Genomic DNA, 23,696 nt, shown 5'->3' on the forward strand with positions numbered 1-23,696 from the left:
CGGCGTGACACCGGCGCTAGTGGGCGGAGTGGGCTTATCCATAGTGCGGTGGTTCTTCGTTTTCTTCCGGCGGTGCGGGCGGCAGCGGGAAGGTCAGGCGGAACAGCGCGCCCGGCAGTTTGGGCTGGGTGGCGCGCGGGTTGTTGAAGATGTCGACCTCGGCGCCGTGCTGCTGCGCGATTTCGCGCACGATGGCGAGGCCGAGGCCGCTGCCCTCGGCGGTATTGCCGAGGATGCGGTAGAAGCGCTCGAATACGCGCTCGCGCTCGGCCGTCGCGATGCCGGGGCCGGTGTCTTCGACTTCCAAATAAGCGTGTTCCAGTTCATCGCTGCGCACGCGCACGGTGACGCTGCCGCCGGCCGGCGTGTAGCGCATGGCGTTGTCGATCAGGTTGGACAGCAGCTCGCGCAGCATGGTCGGATTACCGGTGATGGACAGCGGCGCCGGCGGCGCTTCAAAGCCGAGGTCGATGCGATGCGCAAACGAGGCTTGTACCCAGTCCTGCACCACGGTACGCGCCAGGTCACCGAGGTCGAGCGGCTGCATGGCGCTGCCGCTTTGCGGCTGATTCTCGGCGCGGGCCAGTGCCAGCAATTGATTGACCAGGCGCGTGGCCGCCTCCGAACTCTTGGCCAGCTGCTCCAGCGAGCGGTGGATTTCGCCCTTGTCGGTTTGGCGCAGGGCCAGCTCGGACTGCATGCGCATGCCGGCCAGCGGCGTGCGCATCTGGTGCGCGGCGTCGGCAATGAAGCGCTTTTGCATGTCGATATTCAGCGACAACCGCGCCAGCATCTCGTTGAGCGACCGCACCAGCGGCGAGATTTCCTCCGGCACCTGGTTGGAGGCGATCGGACTCAAGTCTTCCGAACTGCGCGCGCGTATGCGTTCCTGCAATTGCGCCAGCGGCGACAGGCCGCGCGCCAGGGCAAACCAAACTAAAGCCAGCACAATCGGCAGCACGATGAACTGCGGCAGGATCACGCCCTTGATGATGGCGTTGGCGAGCTGGGCGCGCTTTTCCAGCGTTTCCGCCACCTGCACCAGCGCCAGCTGCGGCGTGCTGCCGTCGCTGCGCTCGAGCTGCACGTAGGCGAAAGCGATACGCACCGGCGTGCCGTGCATATTGTCGTTGCGGAAACGCACGCCGCCGGAGCTGGTCTTGTCTTCATCATCGAGCACCGGCTGCGGCATGTCGCGGTCGCCGTCGATGTGCTCGCCGCGCGGGCCCTGGATCTGGAAGTAGACGTTGTCGATATCGTCGGCCCGCAGGATATCGCGCGCCGAGCCGGACAGGCTCTTGATGACCTTGCCGTCCACCGAGCGCACTTGCTGCGCCAGCACGGTGACGCTGTCTTCCAGCGCGTGGTCGAAGGGCTGGTTGGCAATCGACTTGGCAACCAGGTAGGTGATGGCAATGCTCATCGGCCACAGCAGCAGCAGCGGGGCCAGCATCCAGTCGAGGATTTCGCCGAACAGGGAGTGTTGTATGTCTTCGTCCGCCTCGGGTGGCGGCGGTTGGTACTCCAGTTCGGCGGCTTCCGGCGACTGGTTCACTTGTGGCCGTCCCCGGCTTCCGCGTTGGCGGGGTTGAATTTCTCGAGGCAGTAGCCGAGGCCGCGCACGGTGGCGATGCGCACGCCGCCGAGCTCGATCTTCTTGCGCAGGCGGTGCACATAGACTTCGATGGCGTTGTTGCTCACTTCCTCGCCCCATTCGCACAGGTGGTCGACCAGTTGCTCTTTCGAGACCAGGCGGCCGGTGCGGGCCAGCAGGATTTCCAGCAAGCCCAGCTCGCGCGCCGACAAGTCCAGCATCTGCTCGTTGATGTAGGCGCTGCGGCCGACCTGGTCGTAGCTGAGCGGGCCGTGCTTGATGACGGTGGCGCCGCCGCCGGCGCCGCGCCGGGTCAGGGCGCGCACCCGCGCTTCCAGCTCGGACAGGGCGAACGGCTTGGCCATGTAGTCGTCGGCGCCGAGGTCGAGGCCGTTGACGCGCTGCTCGATCGAATCGGCGGCGGTGAGGATCAGCACCGGCAGCAGCGAGCCGCGCGAACGCAGGCGGCGCAGCACTTCCAGCCCGGACAGCTTGGGCAGGCCCAGGTCCAGGATCAGCAGGTCGAACTCCTGGGTGGACAGGGCGGTATCGGCCTCCTGCCCATTTCTTACGCAATCGATGGCATAGCCCGACTGGCGCAGCGAGCGGGTCAGACCGTCGGCCAGTACGCTATCGTCCTCGGCAAGTAAAATACGCATGTAAAACACTCCGGCTGCACAAGCCCCTATTTTGGCGACTTTTTGTGCTTTCGCAAAGAAATACAAAATCGCGCTTGCATTAAGCACTGTTTTTTTATACAGTGCTACCTGAATTGAACAACCCCACTGGCGGAAAGCACATCATGGACGATAAAAAAGGCGTAGTACCTGCATCTGAAAAAGCCAAGGCGCTGGCAGCGGCGCTGGCCCAGATCGAGAAGCAATTCGGTAAAGGCTCCGTCATGCGCATGGACGCCAGTGCCCCGATCGAGGAAGTCCAGGTCGTGTCGACCGGCTCGCTGGGCCTGGACGTGGCGCTGGGCGTCGGCGGCCTGCCGCGCGGCCGCGTGGTGGAAATCTACGGCCCGGAATCGTCGGGTAAAACCACGCTGACCCTGCAAACCATCGCGGAAATGCAAAAACTGGGCGGCACCTGCGCCTTTATCGACGCCGAACACGCGCTGGACGTGGGCTATGCGCAAAAACTGGGCGTCAACCTGCACGAGCTGCTGATCTCGCAGCCGGACACCGGCGAGCAAGCGCTGGAAATCTGCGATGCGCTGGTGCGCTCCGGTTCGGTGGACCTGGTGGTGGTCGACTCGGTCGCCGCCCTGACCCCGCGCGCCGAGATTGAAGGCGATATGGGCGATTCGCTGCCCGGCCTGCAAGCACGCCTGATGTCGCAAGCGCTGCGCAAGCTGACCGGTTCGATCAACCGCACCAATACCCTGGTGATCTTCATTAACCAGATCCGTATGAAGATCGGCGTGATGTTTGGTTCGCCAGAGACCACCACCGGCGGTAACGCGCTGAAGTTCTACGCCTCGGTGCGCCTGGACATCCGCCGTACCGGCTCGATCAAATCGGGCGACGAGGTGATCGGTAACGAAACCAAAGTTAAAGTCGTGAAGAACAAGATTGCGCCACCGTTCAAGGAAGCGCACTTCGACATCCTGTACGGCGCAGGCACCTCGCGCGAAGGCGAGATCCTGGATCTGGGCGTGGAAGCCAAGATCGTCGAGAAGTCGGGCTCGTGGTACAGCTACAACGGCGAGCGCGTCGGCCAAGGCAAGGACAATGCACGCCTGTTCCTGCAAGAGCGTCCGGAGCTGGCATGGGAAATCGAAAACAAGGTGCGTGAATCGCTGGGCGTGCGCGCACTGCCGCCACTGTCGACCGACAACACCGTGGTCAAGCTGAAGCCGGCCAAGCCTGAAGCCGACGCAGCGTAACCCATCATGGCTGCGCCACAACTGAGTTTGAAAGCGCGGGCGCTGCGCTTTCTCTCGCTGCGTGAGCACAGCCGTCTGGAGCTGGGCCGCAAGCTGTCCAAGTATGCCGAGGAGGGCGACGATGTCGAAGCCCTGCTCGACCTGCTGGAAAAGAACAACTGGCTGTCGCAGGAACGCTTTTCCGAATCGCTGATCCACCGCCGCGCCGCGCGCTATGGCAACAGCCGCATCGTGGCTGAGCTGCAAAGCCACGGCGTCAACGGCGAGGCGCTGCAAGAACTCAAATCCAATCTGGCGGACACCGAAATCGAACGCGCCAGCGAAGTGTGGCAGCGCAAATTCGGCACCGTCGCCACCGACCCGCAAGAACGCAACAAACAAATGCGCTTCCTGCTGCAACGCGGCTTCTCCCAGCGCGCCGTCATCAAGGCGCTCAAGGGCGTCGACTTTGACGACTAGTCGCCAGCGCGATTTATTCATAACGCTGGCATTGGCAGCGTGGCTGTGGCTGCCCACGCTGGCCGTTCTCAATACCGATCACCTGCACAACGGCAGCGAAGTATGCGCGCTGCTGCTGTTTTCTTTGGCCTTGCTGGCCGCGCCCCTGGTCATCGTGCCGCGCTTGCGCATTTACTTCCTGTGCGGTTCGCCGCTGGCGCTGCTAGTCCTGCCGTACGTCTATCTGACGCTGCTCTACGGCAGCGTGCCGGGCGACGCCTTGCTGGTCTCCGCGCTGCACACCGATGCCGCTCTCAGCTGGCAAGTGCTAGCCGCGTTCGGCTGGCGCGTGGCGCTGGTTCCGCTGAGCTTGCTTATATATGTGCTGCTGGCGCGCAGCCTGCCGCTCGACTGGTCGCTCACTGCTGCGGCACGCAAGCGCCTGCTGGCCGCTGTGCTGATGCTGGTGATGCTGGCGCTGGTCGGCCGGCAAACGCTGGCTCAGCGGCTGCGCTTGCCGCCGCTGCTGGAACAATCGACTGTGAACCTGGCCTTCCCGAGCGGATTGGCGATGTCGCTGCTGCGGTTGGCGCACCACGAGCAGGGCGCGGATCAATTCACCAGTGTGCATGGCCACGCCGCCACGGCAGAACCTTTGCTCGTGGTGCTGGTGATCGGCGAGAGCCTGCGCAGCGACCATCTCGGCCTCAACGGCTACGCGCGCAACACCACGTCGCGCCTTGCCGCGCTGGGCGATGAAGTACTGTCGTTCCCGGACGTCGCGTCCACCGCCAACTGGACGCATCAAGCCGTGCCTGGCATCGTTGGTGCGCGCGGCGCCAGCTTGCCGCACACTTTTGCCGAAGCCGGCTTCCGCACCGCATGGCTGTCCAACCAGGAACCGCTGCCGTACAGCCGCAGGCTGGATGTGGTTGAGCACGCGACCAGCTCGCAGGACACGCACCTGCGCACCGATGTCAATCTGCTGCCGCTATTCACCTCCTTCGTACGGCAGGCCGGCCCGCGTCAATTCGTAGTGCTGCACATGATCGGCAGCCACATTCCATACGAGGAACGCTATACCGCTGCCTCGCGTACCTACACGCCGACCTTGCGCGACCTCGGCGTTGAGCAGCCGCTGCCGCAGCACAAGCAGGCCGCCATCAATTCCTACGACAACACGGTGATCGAGACTGATCAGTTCCTCGCCCGCGTGATCGCGGTGCTGCGCGCCGAGCAGCGCCCGGCCATCGTGCTGTTCACTTCAGACCACGGCGAAAATCTGTTCGACGACGAGCGCCGCTTATTTATGCACGCCCAAGCCGGCCCCACGCGGCACGATATCCAGGTGCCGCTGCTGGTGTGGATGAACACGCCTTACCGCGCCGCCTACCCCGCCGTGGCGCAGGCGTTGCGCGCCAACCACCTGAAAAAAATCAGCCACGTGAATATCTTCCCGTCACTGCTGGAAGCCGGCGGCGTGCAGTGGAGCGGCCGCGATGCGCGCCGCAGTTTTGCCTCATCCTCCTATGAAGAACAGCCGCGCGCGGTGATGGTCGACCTGCGCCACAGCGCGCCGTACGATAGCTTGCGATAGCCATCTGATGCATATGCTTATGCCGAGTTGACACAGGGCACATGCCAACTCGTGCCGGGGTGTGCTACACTTTATGGGTTTTTGCAGCACCGCGGGTGCGGTGGTTGTCCGTAGAAGCTGCGGCAACGTGCGTTTTTAATAAGAGAAATGCGCCAGGCTGCTAACTAATAGAAATGCCGTGAGAACGGTATCGATCTTATGTCCCTGCTAACTCCAGTTATCCGACGTGCGCTGCGGCTCACGCGCGCAAGTGCTATCCATAGCAAGGATGGCGCGCGGGATATTGGCGGCCCTCTCTGCATCAAGCACCCCAAATTTCCAGCCCTGAGCCCGAATCGTGGCGCAGCGGCCCAGTTGTACCCGCGCTGGGTGGACAAAGCAGCACCGGGTAGCGCGTAGCTCAAACTTATCTGCTTAATCATTCAACCGATTTATACACATCAGCATCAGAAGGGAAGCCAGCATGAAAATCCATGAGTATCAAGGCAAAGAAATCCTCCGAAAATTCGGAGTGACGGTACCGCGCGGCATTCCGTGCATGACCGTAGAAGAGGCAGTGAAAGCTGCTGAAACCTTGGGCGGCCCAGTCTGGGTTGTGAAAGCACAGATCCACGCCGGTGGCCGTGGTAAAGGCGGCGGCGTGAAAGTTGCCAAATCGCTGGAACAAGTCAAAGAATACGCTGACCAAATCATGGGCATGCAGCTGGTTACCCACCAGACCGGCCCAGAAGGTCAAAAAGTACGCCGCCTGCTGATCGAAGAAGGCGCGGACATCAAGAAAGAACTGTACGTATCGCTGGTGACCGACCGCGTGACCCAGCGCGTTGTGCTGATGGCCTCGTCGGAAGGCGGCATGGACATCGAAGAAGTTGCTGAGTCCCACCCAGAAAAAATCCACTCGATCGCTATCGATCCAGCCGTGGGCCTGACCGACGCTGAAGCCGCTGGCATCGCCGCGAAAATCGGCGTACCGGAAGGTTCGATCGCTGACGCCGTCGCCAACCTGCAAGGCCTGTACAAAGCCTACTGGGAAACCGACGCCTCGCTGGCCGAAATCAACCCACTGATCCTGACCGGTTCGGGCAAAGTCATCGCTCTGGACGCCAAGTTCAACTTCGACGCCAACGCACTGTTCCGTCAACCAGAAATCGTCGCTTACCGCGATCTGGACGAAGAAGATCCAGCCGAAGTTGAAGCATCGAAATTCGACCTGGCCTACATCTCGCTGGACGGCAACATCGGCTGCCTGGTGAACGGCGCCGGCCTGGCCATGGCAACCATGGACACCATCAAGCTGTTCGGCGGCGAGCCAGCCAACTTCCTGGACGTAGGCGGTGGCGCTACGGCTGAGAAAGTAACCGAAGCCTTCAAGATCATGCTGAAGAACCCAGGCCTGAAAGCCATCCTGGTCAACATCTTCGGCGGCATCATGCGTTGCGACGTGATCGCCGAAGGCGTGATCACCGCATCGAAAGCCGTTTCCCTGCAAGTACCGCTGGTGGTCCGCATGAAGGGCACCAACGAAGACCTGGGCAAGAAGATGCTGGCTGACTCCGGCCTGCCGATCATCTCGGCTGACACCATGGAAGACGCAGCGAAGAGCGTTGTTGCAGCCGCTGCTGGTAAATAATTAAGGAACCGATATGTCTATTCTGATCAACAAAGACACCAAAGTCATCACCCAGGGTATCACCGGTAAAACCGGCCAGTTCCATACCCGCATGTGCCGCGAATACGCGAACGGCAAAAACGCCTTCGTAGCAGGCGTGAACCCGAAGAAAGCCGGCGAAGACTTCGAAGGCATTCCAATTTTCGGTTCGGTGAAAGAAGCCGCATCGAACACCGGCGCCACCGTGTCGGTGATCTACGTGCCGCCAGCAGGCGCCGCTGCCGCCATCTGGGAAGCTGTTGAAGCTGAACTGGAACTGGCAATTTGCATCACCGAAGGCATTCCTGTCCGTGACATGATGGCCCTGAAAGATCGCATGGCCAAAGCCGGTTCGAAAACCCTGCTGCTGGGCCCTAACTGCCCAGGCCTGATCACCCCAGACGAAATCAAGATCGGCATCATGCCAGGCCACATCCACAAGAAAGGCCGTATCGGCGTGGTGTCGCGTTCGGGTACCCTGACCTATGAAGCAGTGGGTCAGCTGACCGCACTGGGCCTGGGCCAATCGTCGGCAGTTGGTATCGGCGGCGACCCAATCAACGGTCTGAAGCACATCGACGTAATGCGCATGTTCAACGAAGATCCTGATACCGACGCGGTCATCATGATCGGCGAAATCGGCGGCCCGGATGAAGCCAATGCGGCGCGTTGGGTCAAAGACAACATGAAGAAACCGGTCGTTGGCTTCATCGCCGGCGTTACCGCTCCTCCAGGCAAGCGCATGGGCCACGCCGGCGCGCTGATCTCGGGCGGCGCTGACACCGCGCAAGCCAAGCTGGACATCATGGAAGAGTGCGGCATCAAAGCCACCAAGAATCCATCGGAAATGGCACGCCTGCTGAAAGCAATGCTGTAATTTCGGTTGTGGAATAATAAAGGGGAGCCTCGTGCTCCCCTTTATTTTTTGGAGATTGCGGTTTGGCCAAGCTCATCATCTCGCGCAACGGACAAGTAGAACAGCAAATTCAACTGAGCAAAGAGCGCATGACGCTGGGCCGTCACCCGCGCAACGACATCGTGCTGCCGCATCCGGCCGTGAGCGGCGAGCATGGCGTGATCGTCACCATCCTTGACGATTCCTTCCTGGAAGACCTGCACAGCACCAATGGCACCTTCGTGAACGGCCACCGCATCGGCAAGCACTTCTTGCAGCATCAGGATGTGATCAAGATGGCCAAGTTCGAGCTGGCCTTTGTGGCCGACGGCATCCGCCCGCTGGCGGCGGCGCAGCCGGTGCTGGCCGAGATTTCTATCCTGAATGGCAACAACGCCGGCAAGCACGTGGCGCTGACCAAGCCGCAGACCACGCTGGGGCGGGCCGGCGTGCAGGTGGTGGTGATCCACCGCCAGCCGGACTTTTATACCATCACCCACACCGAGGGCGACCTGGCGCCGCTGCTAAACGGCGTCGCGCTCGATCCGCAGCGGGCCGAACGGCTGAGCCACGGTGACGTGATTGACCTCGGCGGCACGCAGATGGCCTTCCGCATCGCCTGACAATAATTGTCAGTCGCGGCCGGCGTGACAAATTGTGGCGGTCGGGACTGACAAAAAACGGCACTTTTGGACACGTTTTGCTGAAATTTTGGGCAAAAAGCGGCTGGCACACCAATTGCACTAGAGAAGGTGTACCACCCAACAACGTGTTTAACCCCGAAGGAGTCGCAAAATGAAATCCATGCAAATGATGAAGAAGCAGGCACAGTCCGGCTTTACCCTGATCGAACTGATGATCGTTGTGGCGATTATCGGCATTCTGGCTGCCGTCGCAATCCCTGCATATAGCGACTACACCGCTAAAGCCAAAGTGGCTAACGCGATGTCGGCGGTTGACTCGCTGAAAACCGCCGTCGCCCTGTGCGCACAGGAAGCCGGCGGCGACGCCAGCGCTTGCGCAGGCGGCGCCGGTGGCATCCCGGCTGACAACGCCTTTACCGCGACCAAGGAAGTGGCCTCGGCGAAAACTGTGGCTGGCGGCATCATCACCCTGACCTTCGCAGCCTCCGGCGTGGGCTCGGGCGTGGACGGCAAGACCATCACCTTCACTCCAGCGGTTGCGCCTGGTGCATCGGCGATTACCTGGAAGATCGATACCACGGTCACCAATACTGCTGCTGCTGCCGCCATCACCAAGAACAGTGTGACCCCTTAACGATAGCGCGCAGTCAGCGTAGCAAAAACCCGGCAACTGCCGGGTTTTTTTCATTGGATCAGACGATTTTCTGGCGATCGGCGATCAGCGCCTCGTAGGTCAGATTTTGCAGCATGGTGTAGTGCACCGGGTCGAGGTCAATGAACTGCACGCCGTAGGTGAACACCTCCGGCTTGTCGCCGGCGGCCGGCTTGACCACATTGATATTGCGGATGGTGGCGTTGGGATTGATGCGCACCTGCCGGTTGCCGGGCTGGGCAATCAGGTAGAACGACAGCGCCACCTGCGCCTCGCTTTCCGACAGCTGCTTGGGCGACTCAATCAGGGCGCCCGAGACGCTGAGGTTGACCAGGAACACCGAAGTGCTGGCGCCGGACGGCGTGGTCACTTGTGCCGGGATATCGACCTTGACCCGCATCGCCGCGCGCAGGCTGGTGCCCTGGATCGACACCGGAAAGCTCAGGTGGACGTAAAACAGCGGCCGTGGGAACACGCGTTGCACCACGCAAGAGAACGAGCAAACGTTCACGCCGGAGAACACGCGGATAGTCAGCTTGTCGCCATCGTTAAGCGAGATCGGCGCGCCGTTCTCAAACGGCACCTTGACGATCATGTACTCATCCTTGACCCAGCCGATCAGGGTCGAGAAGTGTTGGATGGGCTTGATGGTGCGATGGGTGATGAACTGGATCCTGCCGCCTACTTGCAGGTTCATTTGCTCGAACTCGTACTCCTGAGTCTTGGCTTCGCTTGGCGGAGGGTTGCTACTCATTCAGCTCTTTCTCGTGAAAAATTGTCCCTGCGACATTAATTATATACCCGCCAAGTTTGGGTAACAATCAGACAATACAACACATTGCCAATTGGTCATTATCAGAAACTGTTGAATGAGTTTTGGCTAGCTTAGCTGGTAGCGCTCCAGTCGCCAGATTTGCCGCCGTGTTTTTCCATCACGCGGATGTTGGACATCACCATGCCGCGGTCGACTGCTTTCACCATGTCGTAAATCGTCAGCAGGCCGACTTGGACGGCGGTCAGGGCTTCCATTTCGACGCCGGTTTTGCCGTAGGTTTCGACTTGGGCCTTGCAGTGGACGCTGGAATTCTCGACATCGGTTTCGAAATCCACCGTCACGCGGGTCAGGGCCAGCGGATGGCACAGGGGAATCAGGTCGCTGGTGCGCTTGGAGGCCATGATGGCGGCGATGCGGGCGATGCCCAGCACGTCGCCTTTTTTGGCGGTGCCGCTCAGGATCAGGGCCAGGATCTCCGGTTTCATGCGGATTGAGCCGGTCGCAACGGCAATGCGGTGGGTCTCCGCCTTGGCGCCGACGTCCACCATGTGGGCTTGGCCGGTGGCGTCAAAGTGGGTCAGGTGTTCGGTAGTCATGGCGGATACGGTAGTGATTTTGCGGGTATCATATCACCGTGAAAGCAAAATCTTCTTACCCATTCCGCCTGCGCGCGGTCGCCGCCGCCCTGCTGGTCGCCATGCCGATGGCAATGGCGCAGAGCGTGCTCGCGCCTGCCAAGATCCCCAACCTGCCCGCGCTTGGCGGCACCGAGAACCAAGACCTCTCGCCGCTGATGGAACGCAAGCTCGGCGAGGAGATCATGCGCGATATCCGCCGCGACCGCGACTATCTCGACGATGGCCCCATCCTCGAGTACATGAATACCTTCGGCAACGCGCTGGTCGAAGCCCGTCCCGGCGCGCGCGGCGAAGCCAATTACGATTATTTCTTCTTCGTAGTGCGCGATCCGCAACTGAATGCGTTCGCGTTGCCGGGCGGTTTCATCGCTGTGCACTCGGCGCTGCTGTTGCAGGCGCAGACTGAATCCGAACTGGCCTCGGTGCTGGGCCACGAGATCGGCCACGTGGTGCAGCGGCACATTGCCCGCTCGATCGGTCAGCAGAAGCAGGACGCCTTGATCCCGTTGGCCGCCATGATTCTGGCCGCGCTGGCTTCGCGCCAAGGCGGCGATGCGGCCATGGGCGTGTTCCTCGGCGGCCAAGGGCTCGCCATCCAGCGTCAACTCAACTTCGGCCGCGACGCCGAACGCGAAGCTGACCGCATCGGCTTTCAGATCATGGGCGAGGCCGGTTTCGACACCTCGGGCATGGTGGCCTTCTTCCAGCAAATGCAGAATTCGACGCGCAACTACAGCGACCTCGTGCCCGCCTGGCTGCTGACCCACCCGCTGACCACGGAGCGCATCGCCGACATCCAGGCCCGCATCCGCGAACAGCCGTACAAGCAGCGCGCCGATAGCCTCGACTTTTACCTGGTGCGCTCGCGCGCCCGCGTGTTGCAAGACCAGAGTACTAATGGCTACAACGAAGCCAAGCAGTTCTTCCAGGCGCAGATTCAGCAGGAAAGCTGGCAGCAGCGCGCCGCCGGCCAATACGGCATGGCCTTCCTGACCATGAAGCAGGGCGACACCGCCGCCGCGCAAACCTGGCTGGACAAGGCCTACGACACGGTCAACCGTCCGCCGCCGCCGGGCGTGCTGGCGGTGGCGCCGCGCAGCAAGGCGGAAACGATTTTTGCCGCGACCTCGATCGAGATCAAGCTGGCGCAGCCGGATAACCAGGCGGTGCTGGCCAAGGCGGTGAAGGAGGCGGAAGCGGCGCACCTGAAGTTCCCGCTGTCGCGCGGCATTGCCCATCAGTACGGCGAAGCCATGCTGGCGGCCGGCCAGCTGGAAGAGGCCGCCGTCTACCTGCGCGACCAAGCGCAGCTGTATCGCAGCGATATCGAGATCTTTGACATCCTGGCGCGCGTGTATTCCAAGCAGGGCAAGCTGGCCTTGCAGCACATCGCGCTGGCGGAATCGTATGCCTTGCAGGGCGGCACCTTGTCGGCGCTGGATCAGTTGAATTACGCGCGCAAGGCGCCCGATGCCTCGTTCTACGACCAATCGCTGATCGATGCACGCGAGCGCGAGTGGCAAGCGCGCCGCCGCGAAGAGATGGGTGACAAGGGCAAGAAGGACATGGCCGAATCACGCCCAGCCTTCAAGGCCGAGCTGAAGTCCGGCAGCGAGAACAAGAACAACAACCTCAACAATCCGTTCGCCAGCCCGCTAGACCGTTACCGTCAAGGCGGCGTTGGCGCCGACGGCATGCTGACGAAGCCGTAACGCGCCGCCAGCTGGTCGGCGCCGATGCGCTCGACGGCCACGCCGTCCAGCGTCAGCGCGCCGCCGCTGCGGCCTTCCATCCATTCCAGCAGGACTTCATCGGCCACCGGTGCGCCGTCCATCAGCAGGCGCGGCAGCACATGGGCGAAATCCCGGTCGTCGAGTTGCGCAACCACCTCGCCGCGTTGCAGGATCAGCGCGCCGGCATCGGTCAGCGCCGCCGCTTCGGGCGGGCCCAGCGGCGCACCGGTGTGCAGCAGCCAGCCGGCCGACGGATCGGTGCGCACGATGTAGGGCGTGGCTTCCAGCTGCACATACACGCGCTGCGGGCCATTTTGAAAATACCAGCAGCCGCGCTCATCCACCGCGTAATTGCGCGTGATGAAGCCGACCAGCGCCGCGTTGGTCAGCTTGTCGCCGGGCAGGTTGAAGTGCTGGGCGCGCTCGTCGCGCATGCGCCAGTTGCCGCGCGCGTCGAGCGCCAGCCAGCCGTAGCAGTGCGGCACGTTAGGCCACTTGGCCAGCGCTTGTTTGACGATGTCATCCATGTTGTTCGAGGAAGGTGATCAGCTTCTTGGGCAGCCAGTTGATGCGGCCCGGCGGCCCACCCACGGCAAAGCCCACGTGGCCGCCATGTTCAGGATAATCCAACACCACGCGCGACGACGCACGTTGCGGCAGGTGGCGGCCCGGCAGGAAGGGATCGTTCCTGGCGTTCAGCACTAAAGTGGGCACGGTAATGTCGGTCAGCACGTGCTTGGCGCTGGCGCGGTGCCAGTAGTCGTCGGTGTCGCGGTAGCCGTGCAGCGGTGCCGTGACCACGTTGTCGAAGGCATACAGGTCGCGTGCCGCATGCAGGGCGTCCAGATCGAACAGGCCGGGGAATTGCTGTAGTTTGGCTACGCACTTCGGTTTCAGCGTTTGCAGGAACATGCGTGTGTAGAGCATGTTGAAGCCGCTCGACAGCGACACGCCGCCTTGCGCCAGATCGAGTGGCGCGGACACGGCACAGGCCGCATTCACGAAGTCGGCGCGGTGCTGCGATTCGCCGAGCCAGCGCAGCAGGGCGTTGCCGCCGAGCGAGACGCCGGTGGCGTAGAACTTGCCGCCGCCGCCCGTACGCTTGGCATGCAGGCGGCGGATGATCCAGTCGATCTCGGCCGCATCACCGGAGTGATAGAAACGCGGCGCGCGATTCGCCTCGCCCGAGCAGCCACGGAAGTGCGGCACCGCGCCTGACCAGCCGCGCGCCTGCACATCGGCCATCAAAGCGCGCGCGTAGTGGCTATCGGAGGAGCCTTCCAATCCATGGAACAGCACCACGAAGGGCTTGCCCGGCTGGCCGTCGACAAAATCAACATCGATGAAATCGCCATCGGGCGTATCCCAGCGCTCGCGGCGGAAATGCACCGCAGGCTTGCTGATGGCAATCGCCGGATAAATGGTTTGCAAATGGCCGCTAGGCAGCCAGAACGGTGCTTTGTACTTCACGGCAGCAATCAGTGCAGGATCTGGGCGTTGGTATCGACCGGGGCCGGGCCGGGAGCAATCGACACGTGGTGCAGCACGATGCGCCAGCCGCGCGGCGTCTTGGCGTAGACATTGGTGGCTACGAGATGCGCAGGCTCGCCGGTCGCAGCGGTGCCGCCTTCGATCACCGTGTGAACCGAACTCATCAAGGTATGGGTTTCGTGCAGCTGCGACGGCATGATGTGCAGGCCGCCGTGCTCAAGGATGGCGGCCCACGAGGCGCGGATCGCCGCGTGGCCGATCAGGCGCGGGCCGCCCGGATGCACGCAGACGATCTCGTCGTCTTCGGCCCACAGGGCCATCAGCGCCTCCAGGTCAGCGCGGTTAAGTGCATCGTAGAAAGCCGCCTCGGTTTCGGCGGCGCTGCCGTTGTGCGCTTTCTTGGCTGACATGGTGGGCGCGAACTGCTTAGTGGTGGCCGACGACCGTGCCTGGCTTCAGGCGGTAGGCGGTGCCGCAGTATGGGCACTTGGCTTCGCCGTGAATGAATTCGAGGAACACGCGCGGATGCGACGACCACAGTGGCATGGCTGGGTTAGGGCAGTGAGCCGGCAGGTCTTTGCCATCGAGTTCTACAGCGGCGGCGGTGTTAGGGGTGGTCATTTCTGGTGGCTCCGAATGGCTAAGAGAAAAGCACGATTTTAACGGATTCGCGCATAGAGCAAAAATCGTCGGTAAAATAGCGCCTCTACAACCCCGGCAACGCCCGTCCTGTGGCAGGAAAGCCACAACCATCTCATGACTGAATCGAGCAGCACAGCCAGCGTGCCCTGCGTCGCGGCACACCACGAACCCTCCTGGCGCGAAGGCCTGAAAACTGGCATGCCGTCGCTGTTTGGCATTGGCGCGTGGGGCTTGGTGGTTGGCATCGCCATGATCAAATCCGGCCTGACCATCCCGCAGGCGCTGGGCATGACCTTGGTGGTGTTTGCCGGCTCCGCCCAGCTGGCCGCCTTGCCGCTGATCGCCGCCGATGCGCCGATTTGGGTGATTTTCGCTACCGCCTTGGTGGTGAACCTGCGTTTCGTGATCTTTTCCGCCTTGTTGGCGCCGCACTTTTCCCATCTGCCATGGCGCCAGCGCTTGATGCTGGGTTACGTGGCCGGCGACATGACGGTGGCCTTATTCCTGCAAAAATACCCGTCCGAGGCGCCGCAAGTCGGCAAACTGTCGTACCTGAAGGGCTTGCTGTACCCGAACTGGGCCTCGTGGCAGATCGGCTCGATCGCCGGCATCTTCCTTGGCAGCACCGTGCCGCCGGAGTGGGGACTAAGTTTTGCCGGCACGTTAGCGATTATTTGCGTGATGATCCCGCTGATGATCGGCCGTCCGGCCCTGTGCGGCGTGCTGGTGGCGGGCGCCATCTCGGTGCTGGCGGCCGGCTTGCCGTACAAGCTGGGCCTGCTGCTGGCAGTGCTGGTCGGCATGCTCACCGCCATGCTGATCGAGGAAACCGCGGAAAAATGGAGAAGCAAGCGTGGCTGATTGGGAAATCTGGTTGGTAATCTTCGTGCTGGCGCTGGCAACCGCCTGCACCCGCAGCTCGTTCTGGCTGGTCGGCCAGCACATCACCATTCCAAAACGGGTGCAGGAAATGCTGCGCTACGCGCCGGCCTGCGCACTGGCCGCCATTGTTGCGCCAGACCTGATTTTGGCCGCAGACGGCCAGCCGGTGTTGGATGCCAGCAACTTGAAACTGGTGTCCGGCATTGTCGCCACGATCTATTATTTGCTGCGTCGCAATATGTTGGAAACCATTGTGTTTGGCATGGTGTTCTTTACGCTTCTGCGCTTGGCACATGTAACTTAATAACAGAAAAATCACAGCGGGCTTGCGGTAAAATAGCGCTCTTCCTACAACTCGACCTTGGGTAGCCATGTCCGCTGTTCTGAACTTCATCCGTCTGCAAGACCTCATCGATCAAAACGCACTGCAAGGCAAACGCGTTTTCATCCGCGCCGACCTGAACGTGCCGCAGGATGATGATGGCAATATCACCGAAGATACGCGCATTCGCGCTTCCGTTCCAGCTATTAAGGCAGCAGTTGCTGCTGGCGCCAAGGTCATGGTCACGTCCCACCTGGGCCGTCCGACCGAGGGCGAGTTCAAGCCGGAAGACAGCCTGGCGCCGGTCGCCAAGCGCCTGTCCGAGCTGCTGGGCCAGCCGGTTGAACTGAAGCAGAACTGGGTAGACGGCGCTGGCCTCGAAGGCCTGCAAACCGGTCAGGTGGTACTGCTGGAAAACGTCCGCGTGAACAAGGGCGAGAAGAAAAACAGCGACGAACTGGCGCAGAAAATGGCCGCTTTGTGCGACATCTACGTCAATGACGCCTTCGGCACCGCGCACCGCGCAGAAGCTTCGACCCACGGCATCGCCAAGTTCGCGCCGGTCGCCGCTGCCGGCCCGCTGCTGGCTGCCGAACTGGACGCACTGGGCAAAGCGCTGGGCGCGCCAGCCCGTCCGCTGCTGGCTATCGTGGCCGGCTCGAAAGTTTCCTCGAAGCTGTCGATCCTGAAAGCACTGGCTGACAAGGTGGACAACCTGATCGTCGGCGGCGGCATTGCCAACACCTTCATGAAGGCCGTCGGCCTGAACATCGGCAAGTCGCTGGTGGAAAACGACCTGGTCGATGAAGCCAAGGCCATCATCGACATCATGGCCAAGCGCGGCGCACAAGTGCCTATTCCAGTCGACGTGGTGTGCGCAAAAGAATTCTCGCCGACCGCTGCTGCGACTGTAAAAGACGTCAAAGATGTCGCAGATGACGACATGATCCTCGATATCGGCCCTAAAACCGCCGCTCTGCTGGCTGCGCAAATCGCCGCCGCAGGCACCGTGGTGTGGAACGGCCCGGTCGGCGTGTTCGAGTTCGACCAGTTCGGCGAAGGCACCAAGGCGCTGGCGCTGGCCATCGCTGAATCGAAGGCGTTCTCGATCGCCGGCGGCGGCGACACGCTGGCCGCCATCGCCAAGTACAACATCAGCGAGCAGGTCGGCTACATCTCCACCGGCGGCGGCGCTTTCCTGGAATTCCTGGAAGGCAAAATCCTGCCGGCAGTGGAGATCCTGACCCAGCGCGCTGCAGCAAAGTAAAGGCCAGTAAATAGCACGGTCGTGCTTTGTAGCAAATTAACAGTAGAATCCGGGTAATGCCTGAGAAGGGCGTCAAAAGTGTAGCAAAGCTACAGTTTTGATGCTCCGATCACAACAAAGTGCAGCTATCTGGTTTTCGCGCCGCGCGGAAACTGTTCGCATGACCTACCGCTAAGGAATACTATGTCTCGTAGCACCAAAATTGTCGCCACGATCGGCCCAGCCTCCACCGACTTCAACGTACTGGTCAAAATGATCCGTGCCGGTGTCGATGTTGTGCGCCTGAACTTCTCGCATGGCAAGGCGCAGGATCACATCGACCGCGCCAAGCTGGTGCGCGACGCCGCTGCCGAATGCGGCCGCGAAGTGGCGATCATGGCGGACATGCAGGGCCCGAAAATCCGCGTCGGCAAATTCGAGAATGGTAAGATCGAGCTGACCAAGGGCGACAAGTTCATCCTGGACGCCAAGTGGGGCGAGAACGGCGAACTGGGCAACCAGGAACGCGTCGGCCTCGACTACAAGGCACTGCCGCAAGACGTGCGCCCGGACGACCAGCTGCTGCTGAACGACGGCCTGATCGTGCTGGTGGTGGAAAAAGTAGTCGGCCACGAGATTTACACCGTCGTGAAAATCGGCGGCGAACTGTCCAACAACAAGGGCATCAATCGCCTCGGTGGCGGCCTGACCGCGCCGGCGCTGACCGCCAAGGACATGGAAGACATCAAGACGGCAATGAGTTTCCAGTGCGATTACCTGGCAATCTCGTTCCCGAAAAGCGCAACCGATATGGAAATGGCGCGCCAGCTGGCCAACATCGCCGGCGAGCCGTTCGGCCACAAGCCGCTGATGATCGCCAAGATCGAGCGTGCCGAAGCGATCCCGCTGCTGCAGGAGATCCTCGACGCGTCCGACGGCATCATGGTAGCCCGTGGCGACCTGGCAGTGGAAGTCGGTAACGCCGCCGTGCCGGCGCTGCAGAAGCGCATGATCCGCATGGCGCGCGAGTCGAACAAGCTGGCGATCACCGCGACCCAGATGATGGAGTCGATGATCTTCAACGCCGTGCCGACCCGCGCCGAGGTATCGGACGTGGCCAACGCCGTGCTGGACGGCACCGACGCCGTGATGACGTCGGCCGAAACGGCATCGGGCCGCTACCCGATTGAAACTGTAGAAATGATGGCCGCCATTTGCGTGGAAGCCGAGCAGTCCGAGTACAACAAGCTCGACGCCGACTTCGTGAATGCGACCTTCACCCGTATCGACCAGTCGATCGCCTACGCTGCGCTGTTCACCGCGCACCACCTGGACGTGAAGGCGATCGTGGCGTTGACCGAGTCCGGCTCGACCGCACTCTGGATGAGCCGCCACAACATCGATACGCCGATTTACGCGCTGACGCCGTCGACCACGACCCTGCGCAAGGTCGCGCTGTACCGCAACGTCAAGGGCTACAATCTGGCGCAGGAAGGCGGCAGTACCGCTGTGCTGAAGAAGGCCGAGCAATTGCTGGAAGCCCATGGCATCGTCAAGAAGGGCGATACCATTGTGGTGACCTGGGGCTCGCCGATGGGCCAGGTGGGCGGCACCAACGCGCTGCGTATCGTCAAGGTCGGCGAATTTAGTTAAGTCGTCGTCGTTCCGGCGGAAGCCGGAATCCATGCTGCGCCTGAACGGCAGCTGAAGTATGGGCCCCGGCGTGCGCCGGGGCGACGGCGTGACAGGTTTTTTTATTGTTTGGAGTATTACCATGTCCCTCGTATCCATGCGCCAACTGCTGGACCATGCTGCTGAAAACGGCTATGGCATCCCTGCGTTCAACGTCAACAACCTGGAACAAGTGCAGGCCATCATGGCTGCCGCCGACGCGCTCAACGCGCCGGTGATCATGCAAGCTTCGGCCGGCGCCCGCAAGTATGCCGGCGAAGCCTTCCTGCGCCACCTGATCGACGCCGCCGTCGAAGCCTACCCGCACATCCCGGTCGTGATGCACCAGGATCACGGCCAGTCGCCGGCCGTCTGCCAGGCGGCGATCCGCTCGGGCTTCACCTCGGTGATGATGGACGGCTCGCTGGAAGCCGACGGCAAATCGGTGGCTTCCTACGAGTACAACGTTGAAGTATCGAAAGAAGTGGTCAAGTTCTCGCACGCCATCGGCGTGACGGTGGAAGCCGAACTGGGCGTGCTCGGTTCGCTGGAAACCATGAAGGGCGACAAGGAAGACGGCCACGGCGCCGACGGCACCATGACCCGCGAACAACTGCTGACCGATGTCGCGCAAGCGGCCGACTTCGTGCAGCGCACCCAGTGCGACGCGCTGGCCATCGCCATCGGCACCTCGCACGGCGCTTACAAGTTCACCCGCAAGCCAACCGGCGACATCCTGGCCATCGACCGCATCAAGGAAATCCACGCCCGCATCCCGAACACCCACCTGGTGATGCACGGTTCGTCGTCGGTGCCGCAAGAACTGCTGGCCATCATCCGCGAATTCGGCGGCGACATGAAGGAAACCTACGGCGTGCCAGTCGAAGAAATCCAGGAAGGCATCCGTCACGGCGTGCGCAAGATCAACATCGACACCGACATCCGCCTGGCGATGACCGCGGCCACCCGTAAATTCCTGTTCGAAAACCCATCGAAGTTCGACCCGCGCGACTTCCTGAAGCCAGCGCGCGCTGCTGCCGAGCAAATCGTGCGCGCCCGCTTCCAGGCGTTCGGCTGCGAAGGCCAGGCGTCGAAAATCAAGGTCATTCCACTGGAAAAAATGGCCGAGCGCTACAAGGCCGGCGAGTTGGCCCAGATTGTGAAGTAAAATAACGGGTTAGTCCCTTCGGATTAACCTCGACTCTTCAACCGGCGAACGAGGGATTGACCTCACCGCCGGTTTTTTGCTTTTTCATTACATTCCTTGCTATGAACAGCCTCTACCAGTCTTCCATCAAGTCCCTGCCACTCCTCGGCCACGGCAAAGTCCGCGACAACTACGCTGTTGGCGATGACAAAATCCTCATCGTTACCTCCGACCGCCTGTCGGCTTTTGATGTTGTCATGAATGAACCGATTCCCGGCAAGGGCAAGGTACTGAACCAGATGACCGATTTCTGGTTCTCGAAGCTGGGCCACATCGTCCCTAACCACCTGACCGGCGTTGCGCCAGAGTCCGTGGTCGCAGCCGACGAAGTGGAGCAAGTCAAAGGCCGCGCCGTGGTGGCCAAGCGCCTGAAGCCGATCATGGTGGAAGCCGTGGTACGTGGCTACATCATCGGCTCGGGCTGGAAAGACTACCAGGACACCGGCTCGATCTGCGGCATCAAGCTGCCGGAAGGCCTGAAGCAAGCTGAAAAGCTGCCGCAGCCGATCTTCACCCCGGCTGCCAAGGCCGACCTGGGCGAACACGACGAAAACATCAGCTTCGCTGAAATGGAAAGCCGCATCGGCGCCGAGCTGGCCGCCAAGATGCGCGACGTTGCCATCAAGCTGTACACCGAAGCCTCGGAATTCGCTGCCACCAAGGGCATCATCATCGCCGACACCAAGTTCGAATTCGGCCTGGACGAAAACGGCGTCATGCACCTGATGGACGAAGTGCTGACCGCCGACTCGTCGCGCTTCTGGCCGGCTGACTCGTACGCTACCGGCATCTCGCCGCCATCGTTCGACAAGCAATTCGTGCGCGACTACCTGGAAACCCTGGACTGGGGCAAGACTGCACCGGCGCCTGCGCTGCCAGCCGAAGTCATCGAAAAAACCCAGGCCAAGTACTTCGAAGCCATCGAACGCCTGACCGGCGAAAAGCTGAAGGTTTAAGCGATGAGCGATCAGAACAAGCCATTGGTCGGCGTCATCATGGGCTCGTCCTCGGACTGGGACGTGATGCAGAACGCGGTCAACATTCTCAAACAATTCGGCGTGCCGTTTGAAGCGCAAGTGATCTCGGCCCACCGCATGCCGGACGAAATGTACGCCTACGCCAAGAGCGCCCGCGCGCGCGGCCTGCGCGCCATCATCGCCGGCGCCGGCGGTGCGGCGCACTTGCCGGGCATGGTGGCTGCCATGACCATCGTGCCGGTGCTGGGCGTGCCGGTGCCGTCCAAGTACCTGCGCGGCGAAGACTCGATGCTGTCCATCCTGCAAATGCCGAAAGGCGTGCCGGTCTCGACCTTCGCCATCGGCGAAGCGGGCGCGGCCAATGCAGCGCTGACCGCCGTGGCCATGATCGCCTCCACCGACGACGCACTGGCCGACAAGCTGGAAGCCTTCCGCGTATCGCAAACCGAGGCCGCCAAGGCCATGAAACTGCCGCTGGAATAAGATGACCGATCCGAAGTACACGCCCATCCTGCCACAAGCCAATCCACCAGCCTGGCTGGGCGTGATGGGCGGCGGCCAGCTGGGCCGCATGTTTGCCCAAGCCGCACAAGCCATGGGCTACCAAGTTGCCGTGCTGGAGCCAGCTGATGCTTGCCCCGCCGGGCAAGTCGCGCAACGCCTGATCAACGCCGGCTACAGCGATGCCGCCGGCCTCGACGCACTGGCCGCGCAATGCGCCGCCGTCACCACCGAGTTTGAAAACGTCCCGGCCGACAGCTTGTCGCGTCTGGCCCAGTCGGTGTTCGTGGCGCCGAATGCGCATGGCGTTTCCGTCGCGCAGGATCGCATTGCCGAGAAGCGTTTCTTCGTCGGCTGCGCGGAAAAATCCGGCGTGCTGCCGGCGCCGCACAAGGTGATCGCCTCGCAGGAAGACATCGACGCTATCGATGACCATCTGCTGCCGGGCATCCTGAAAACCGTGCGCATGGGCTACGACGGCAAGGGACAGGTGCGCGTGAAATCGCGTGCCGACGTGCAAGCCGCATTTGAATCCATGGGCAAGGTCACCTGCCTGCTGGAGAAAATGCTGCCGCTGGCCTACGAGGTGTCCGTCCTGACCGCGCGCGGCCACGACGGCGAATCGGTGGTCTACCCGATCGCTGAAAACGTCCACCGCGACGGCATCCTGTTCACTACCACCGTGCCGGGCCCGAACGTGTCGGACGAGAGCGCCCTGAAAGCGCAAAAGGCGGCGCAAGCCATCGTGGCCGAACTCGGCTACGTCGGCGTGCTGTGCATCGAATTCTTCGTGCTGACCGACGGTTCGCTGGTGGTCAACGAAATGGCGCCGCGCCCGCACAACAGCGGTCACTACACCATGGACGCTTGCGTCACCAGTCAGTTCGCGCAGCAAGTGCGTGCCATGGCGCGCCTGCCGCTGGGCGATGTGCGCCAGCATTCGCCGGCCGTCATGCTCAACATTCTGGGTGACGTCTGGTTTGAAGGCGATAGCGAAACTCCGCGTGAACCGGCATGGGATCAAGTGCTGGCGCTGCCAGGCGCGAATCTGCACCTGTACGGCAAGGACGATCCACGCCGCGCCCGCAAGATGGGCCACCTGACCCTGATCGCGCCAACCTTGGAACAAGCGCAGCAGCAGCTCAACGCCGCCTGCGTGATTCTGGGAATCGAACCGTGAAGCAAGCACCCGCAACCGTAGCCGATCAAGCTGCGATCGCCGAAGCTGCTGCCGTGCTGGAAGAGGGCGGCCTGGTCGCTTTCCCGACCGAGACCGTCTACGGCCTTGGCGCGGATGCGGAAAACCCGGCTGCCGTCGCGCGCATCTACGAAGCCAAGGGCCGTCCGCACGACCACCCGGTGATCGTCCACCTCGCGCCCGGCGCCGACCTCGATTACTGGGTCACCGAGGTGCCGGAAGAAGCACGCAAGCTGGTGCAAGCCTTCTGGCCCGGCCCGCTGACCTTGATCCTGAAACGCCATCCGCAAATTTCTGACGCCGTTTCGGCAGGGCAGGACTCGGTCGGCATCCGCTGCCCGTCGCACCCGGTGGCGATCGCCTTGCTGAGCGCCTTCAAGGGCGGCAAGGGCGGCGTGGCCGCACCGTCGGCCAACAAGTTTGGCAACGTCAGCCCGACCTCCGCACAGCACGTGCGTGACGAATTCGGCATGGACGAGCACGACGACGGCGCCCTCAACGGCGACGCCGCCTGTTCGGCCTCCGCGCTGGGCGTGGTGCTGGAAGGCGGCTCGAGCGAAGTGGGCATCGAGTCCACCATCGTCGATATGTCGCGCCTGGCGACGCACGGCCCGGTGCTGCTGCGTCCCGGCCACATCAGCGCACAACAGATTGCCGACGTGATTGGCATGCTGCCGGCTGCACCGGATCAAGCCGCACCGCGCGCTTCGGGCACACTGGAATCGCACTACGCGCCGCGCACACCGGTCACCATGCTGGCGGCCGATGCGTTGACGGATGCGCTGGCCAAGCTGCAAGCCAAGGGCGTCAAGGTTGCGCTGATCAGCCACGCGCTGAACACGCCGGCCGCCGCCCACCGCCAGCTGCCGGCCGATCCGGCTGGCTACGCCTACGGCCTGTACGCGGCGCTGCGCGACATGGATCAAACCGGCTGCGACCTGATCCTGGTCGAAACGCCGCCGCAAGACAACGACTGGCTGGGCGTCAACGACCGCCTGCGCCGTTCCGTGTTCGGCTCGGCCGGCATCATCGATACCTTGCTGCAAAAATAGGC

At 62.1% G+C, this 23,696-nt stretch carries 25 protein-coding genes; 17 read left to right on the forward strand and 8 right to left on the reverse strand.

All coding sequences use genetic code 11. The features are described from left to right. Positions 1-34: 34 nt before the first annotated feature. Together GTP45_RS24115 and GTP45_RS24120 are read right to left on the reverse strand one after the other, a co-directional pair. Complete coding sequence (locus GTP45_RS24115) at positions 35-1,555, reverse strand: sensor histidine kinase (RefSeq protein WP_161016410.1); 1,521 nt, start codon at positions 1,553-1,555, stop codon at positions 35-37. After that, positions 1,552-2,253 (reverse strand): response regulator, encoded by a 702-nt coding sequence (locus tag GTP45_RS24120; protein ID WP_161016411.1) that lies wholly within the window; start codon positions 2,251-2,253, stop codon positions 1,552-1,554. The genes GTP45_RS24115 and GTP45_RS24120 overlap by 4 nt, the downstream gene beginning before the upstream one ends. A gap of 143 nt (positions 2,254-2,396) precedes the next feature. On the opposite strand from GTP45_RS24120, the gene recA reads away from it, so the two are divergent. The 7 genes from recA to GTP45_RS24155 all read left to right on the forward strand — a co-directional run bounded on the left by recA (position 2,397) and on the right by GTP45_RS24155 (position 9,341). Next, complete coding sequence (gene recA, locus GTP45_RS24125; protein WP_161016412.1) at positions 2,397-3,485, forward strand: recombinase RecA; 1,089 nt, start codon at positions 2,397-2,399, stop codon at positions 3,483-3,485. A gap of 6 nt (positions 3,486-3,491) precedes the next feature. After that, complete coding sequence (gene recX, locus GTP45_RS24130) at positions 3,492-3,944, forward strand: recombination regulator RecX (protein ID WP_161016413.1); 453 nt, start codon at positions 3,492-3,494, stop codon at positions 3,942-3,944. Next, on the forward strand, positions 3,934-5,520 hold the full coding sequence (locus tag GTP45_RS24135; protein ID WP_161016414.1) for a phosphoethanolamine transferase: 1,587 nt from the start codon (positions 3,934-3,936) through the stop codon (positions 5,518-5,520). The genes recX and GTP45_RS24135 overlap by 11 nt, the downstream gene beginning before the upstream one ends. Before the next feature lie 463 nt (positions 5,521-5,983). Then, the gene (gene sucC / locus GTP45_RS24140; RefSeq protein WP_161016415.1) at positions 5,984-7,150 is read left to right on the forward strand and encodes an ADP-forming succinate--CoA ligase subunit beta; all 1,167 of its coding nucleotides are present in this window, start codon (positions 5,984-5,986) and stop codon (positions 7,148-7,150) included. A gap of 13 nt (positions 7,151-7,163) precedes the next feature. Next, positions 7,164-8,045 (forward strand): succinate--CoA ligase subunit alpha, encoded by an 882-nt coding sequence (sucD, locus tag GTP45_RS24145; protein WP_092276443.1) that lies wholly within the window; start codon positions 7,164-7,166, stop codon positions 8,043-8,045. A 62-nt stretch (positions 8,046-8,107) separates the two neighbouring features. Continuing rightward, positions 8,108-8,686 (forward strand): FHA domain-containing protein, encoded by a 579-nt coding sequence (locus tag GTP45_RS24150; protein ID WP_161016416.1) that lies wholly within the window; start codon positions 8,108-8,110, stop codon positions 8,684-8,686. A gap of 172 nt (positions 8,687-8,858) precedes the next feature. Then, positions 8,859-9,341: a pilin gene (locus GTP45_RS24155; RefSeq protein ID WP_161016417.1), complete on the forward strand. Its 483-nt coding sequence runs from the start codon at positions 8,859-8,861 to the stop codon at positions 9,339-9,341. Between the two features lie 58 nt (positions 9,342-9,399). Here GTP45_RS24155 and GTP45_RS24160 read toward each other — a convergent pair whose 3' ends face one another. Continuing rightward, entirely contained in the window at positions 9,400-10,113 is a 714-nt protein-coding gene (locus tag GTP45_RS24160; RefSeq protein ID WP_161016418.1) for a flagellar brake protein, read from the reverse strand. 131 nt (positions 10,114-10,244) lie between these two features. Continuing rightward, positions 10,245-10,730, reverse strand: a complete 486-nt coding sequence (gene moaC / locus GTP45_RS24165) for a cyclic pyranopterin monophosphate synthase MoaC (RefSeq protein WP_161016419.1) — start codon at positions 10,728-10,730, stop codon at positions 10,245-10,247. A gap of 101 nt (positions 10,731-10,831) precedes the next feature. Between moaC and GTP45_RS24170 the strand changes: the two genes are divergently transcribed. Beyond that, the gene (locus GTP45_RS24170; RefSeq protein ID WP_371874511.1) at positions 10,832-12,484 is read left to right on the forward strand and encodes a M48 family metallopeptidase; all 1,653 of its coding nucleotides are present in this window, start codon (positions 10,832-10,834) and stop codon (positions 12,482-12,484) included. On the opposite strand, the gene GTP45_RS24175 is transcribed toward GTP45_RS24170, so the two are convergent. Genes GTP45_RS24175 through GTP45_RS24190 form a run of 4 tightly spaced genes read right to left on the reverse strand, consistent with a single transcriptional unit; the run spans position 12,442 to position 14,617 of the window. Continuing rightward, positions 12,442-13,032 carry a DUF2946 family protein gene (locus GTP45_RS24175; RefSeq protein ID WP_161016420.1) on the reverse strand — a complete coding sequence of 197 codons (591 nt, stop codon included), beginning with the start codon at positions 13,030-13,032 and terminating at the stop codon, positions 12,442-12,444. The genes GTP45_RS24170 and GTP45_RS24175 overlap by 43 nt on opposite strands. Continuing rightward, positions 13,025-13,975: a YheT family hydrolase gene (locus GTP45_RS24180; protein WP_161016421.1), complete on the reverse strand. Its 951-nt coding sequence runs from the start codon at positions 13,973-13,975 to the stop codon at positions 13,025-13,027. Before GTP45_RS24180 ends, GTP45_RS24175 begins: the two co-directional genes overlap by 8 nt. Positions 13,976-13,983: 8 nt before the next feature. Then, complete coding sequence (locus GTP45_RS24185; protein ID WP_161016422.1) at positions 13,984-14,406, reverse strand: YybH family protein; 423 nt, start codon at positions 14,404-14,406, stop codon at positions 13,984-13,986. 16 nt (positions 14,407-14,422) lie between these two features. Further along, the gene (locus GTP45_RS24190) at positions 14,423-14,617 is read right to left on the reverse strand and encodes a zinc-finger domain-containing protein (RefSeq protein ID WP_161016423.1); all 195 of its coding nucleotides are present in this window, start codon (positions 14,615-14,617) and stop codon (positions 14,423-14,425) included. Between the two features lie 135 nt (positions 14,618-14,752). Here GTP45_RS24190 and GTP45_RS24195 point away from each other — a divergent pair, with 135 nt between their 5' ends. The 9 genes from GTP45_RS24195 to GTP45_RS24235 all read left to right on the forward strand — a co-directional run bounded on the left by GTP45_RS24195 (position 14,753) and on the right by GTP45_RS24235 (position 23,694). Beyond that, positions 14,753-15,499: an AzlC family ABC transporter permease gene (locus tag GTP45_RS24195; protein WP_161016424.1), complete on the forward strand. Its 747-nt coding sequence runs from the start codon at positions 14,753-14,755 to the stop codon at positions 15,497-15,499. After that, positions 15,492-15,824, forward strand: coding sequence for an AzlD domain-containing protein (locus GTP45_RS24200; protein ID WP_161016425.1), 333 nt, complete (start codon positions 15,492-15,494; stop codon positions 15,822-15,824). The genes GTP45_RS24195 and GTP45_RS24200 overlap by 8 nt, the downstream gene beginning before the upstream one ends. Before the next feature lie 67 nt (positions 15,825-15,891). Beyond that, on the forward strand, positions 15,892-17,109 hold the full coding sequence (locus GTP45_RS24205) for a phosphoglycerate kinase (protein WP_161016426.1): 1,218 nt from the start codon (positions 15,892-15,894) through the stop codon (positions 17,107-17,109). A 183-nt stretch (positions 17,110-17,292) separates the two neighbouring features. Next, a complete protein-coding gene (gene pyk / locus GTP45_RS24210; RefSeq protein WP_161016427.1) occupies positions 17,293-18,741 on the forward strand; it encodes a pyruvate kinase in 1,449 nt (482 codons plus the stop codon). A gap of 121 nt (positions 18,742-18,862) precedes the next feature. Next, positions 18,863-19,927, forward strand: a complete 1,065-nt coding sequence (gene fba, locus GTP45_RS24215; protein ID WP_161016428.1) for a class II fructose-bisphosphate aldolase — start codon at positions 18,863-18,865, stop codon at positions 19,925-19,927. 101 nt (positions 19,928-20,028) lie between these two features. After that, the gene (locus tag GTP45_RS24220; RefSeq protein WP_161016429.1) at positions 20,029-20,922 is read left to right on the forward strand and encodes a phosphoribosylaminoimidazolesuccinocarboxamide synthase; all 894 of its coding nucleotides are present in this window, start codon (positions 20,029-20,031) and stop codon (positions 20,920-20,922) included. A gap of 3 nt (positions 20,923-20,925) precedes the next feature. After that, a complete protein-coding gene (gene purE / locus GTP45_RS24225) occupies positions 20,926-21,426 on the forward strand; it encodes a 5-(carboxyamino)imidazole ribonucleotide mutase (RefSeq protein ID WP_161016430.1) in 501 nt (166 codons plus the stop codon). Between the two features lies 1 nt (position 21,427). Beyond that, positions 21,428-22,624 (forward strand): 5-(carboxyamino)imidazole ribonucleotide synthase, encoded by a 1,197-nt coding sequence (locus tag GTP45_RS24230; RefSeq protein ID WP_161016431.1) that lies wholly within the window; start codon positions 21,428-21,430, stop codon positions 22,622-22,624. Beyond that, positions 22,621-23,694: an L-threonylcarbamoyladenylate synthase gene (locus GTP45_RS24235; protein WP_161016432.1), complete on the forward strand. Its 1,074-nt coding sequence runs from the start codon at positions 22,621-22,623 to the stop codon at positions 23,692-23,694. Before GTP45_RS24230 ends, GTP45_RS24235 begins: the two co-directional genes overlap by 4 nt. The last annotated feature ends 2 nt before the right edge of the window (positions 23,695-23,696 follow it).

The sequence above is a fragment of the Duganella rivi genome (genome assembly GCF_009857435.1).
Taxonomy (GTDB): domain Bacteria; phylum Pseudomonadota; class Gammaproteobacteria; order Burkholderiales; family Burkholderiaceae_D; genus Rugamonas; species Rugamonas rivi.

Bases quoted from the DNA above. Each gene is read 5' to 3' on its own strand.
- GTP45_RS24120 (WP_161016411.1), bottom strand. From the start codon at position 2,253: ATGCGTATTTTACTTGCCGAGGACGATAGCGTACTGGCCGACGGTCTG.
- recA (WP_161016412.1), top strand. From the start codon at position 2,397: ATGGACGATAAAAAAGGCGTAGTACCTGCATCTGAAAAAGCCAAGGCG.
- recX (WP_161016413.1), top strand. From the start codon at position 3,492: ATGGCTGCGCCACAACTGAGTTTGAAAGCGCGGGCGCTGCGCTTTCTC.
- sucC (WP_161016415.1), top strand. From the start codon at position 5,984: ATGAAAATCCATGAGTATCAAGGCAAAGAAATCCTCCGAAAATTCGGA.
- sucD (WP_092276443.1), top strand. From the start codon at position 7,164: ATGTCTATTCTGATCAACAAAGACACCAAAGTCATCACCCAGGGTATC.
- GTP45_RS24155 (WP_161016417.1), top strand. From the start codon at position 8,859: ATGAAATCCATGCAAATGATGAAGAAGCAGGCACAGTCCGGCTTTACC.
- GTP45_RS24160 (WP_161016418.1), bottom strand. From the start codon at position 10,113: ATGAGTAGCAACCCTCCGCCAAGCGAAGCCAAGACTCAGGAGTACGAG.
- moaC (WP_161016419.1), bottom strand. From the start codon at position 10,730: ATGACTACCGAACACCTGACCCACTTTGACGCCACCGGCCAAGCCCAC.
- GTP45_RS24170 (WP_371874511.1), top strand. From the start codon at position 10,832: ATGCCGATGGCAATGGCGCAGAGCGTGCTCGCGCCTGCCAAGATCCCC.
- GTP45_RS24175 (WP_161016420.1), bottom strand. From the start codon at position 13,032: ATGGATGACATCGTCAAACAAGCGCTGGCCAAGTGGCCTAACGTGCCG.
- GTP45_RS24185 (WP_161016422.1), bottom strand. From the start codon at position 14,406: ATGTCAGCCAAGAAAGCGCACAACGGCAGCGCCGCCGAAACCGAGGCG.
- GTP45_RS24190 (WP_161016423.1), bottom strand. From the start codon at position 14,617: ATGACCACCCCTAACACCGCCGCCGCTGTAGAACTCGATGGCAAAGAC.
- GTP45_RS24195 (WP_161016424.1), top strand. From the start codon at position 14,753: ATGACTGAATCGAGCAGCACAGCCAGCGTGCCCTGCGTCGCGGCACAC.
- GTP45_RS24205 (WP_161016426.1), top strand. From the start codon at position 15,892: ATGTCCGCTGTTCTGAACTTCATCCGTCTGCAAGACCTCATCGATCAA.
- pyk (WP_161016427.1), top strand. From the start codon at position 17,293: ATGTCTCGTAGCACCAAAATTGTCGCCACGATCGGCCCAGCCTCCACC.
- fba (WP_161016428.1), top strand. From the start codon at position 18,863: ATGTCCCTCGTATCCATGCGCCAACTGCTGGACCATGCTGCTGAAAAC.
- GTP45_RS24220 (WP_161016429.1), top strand. From the start codon at position 20,029: ATGAACAGCCTCTACCAGTCTTCCATCAAGTCCCTGCCACTCCTCGGC.
- purE (WP_161016430.1), top strand. From the start codon at position 20,926: ATGAGCGATCAGAACAAGCCATTGGTCGGCGTCATCATGGGCTCGTCC.
- GTP45_RS24230 (WP_161016431.1), top strand. From the start codon at position 21,428: ATGACCGATCCGAAGTACACGCCCATCCTGCCACAAGCCAATCCACCA.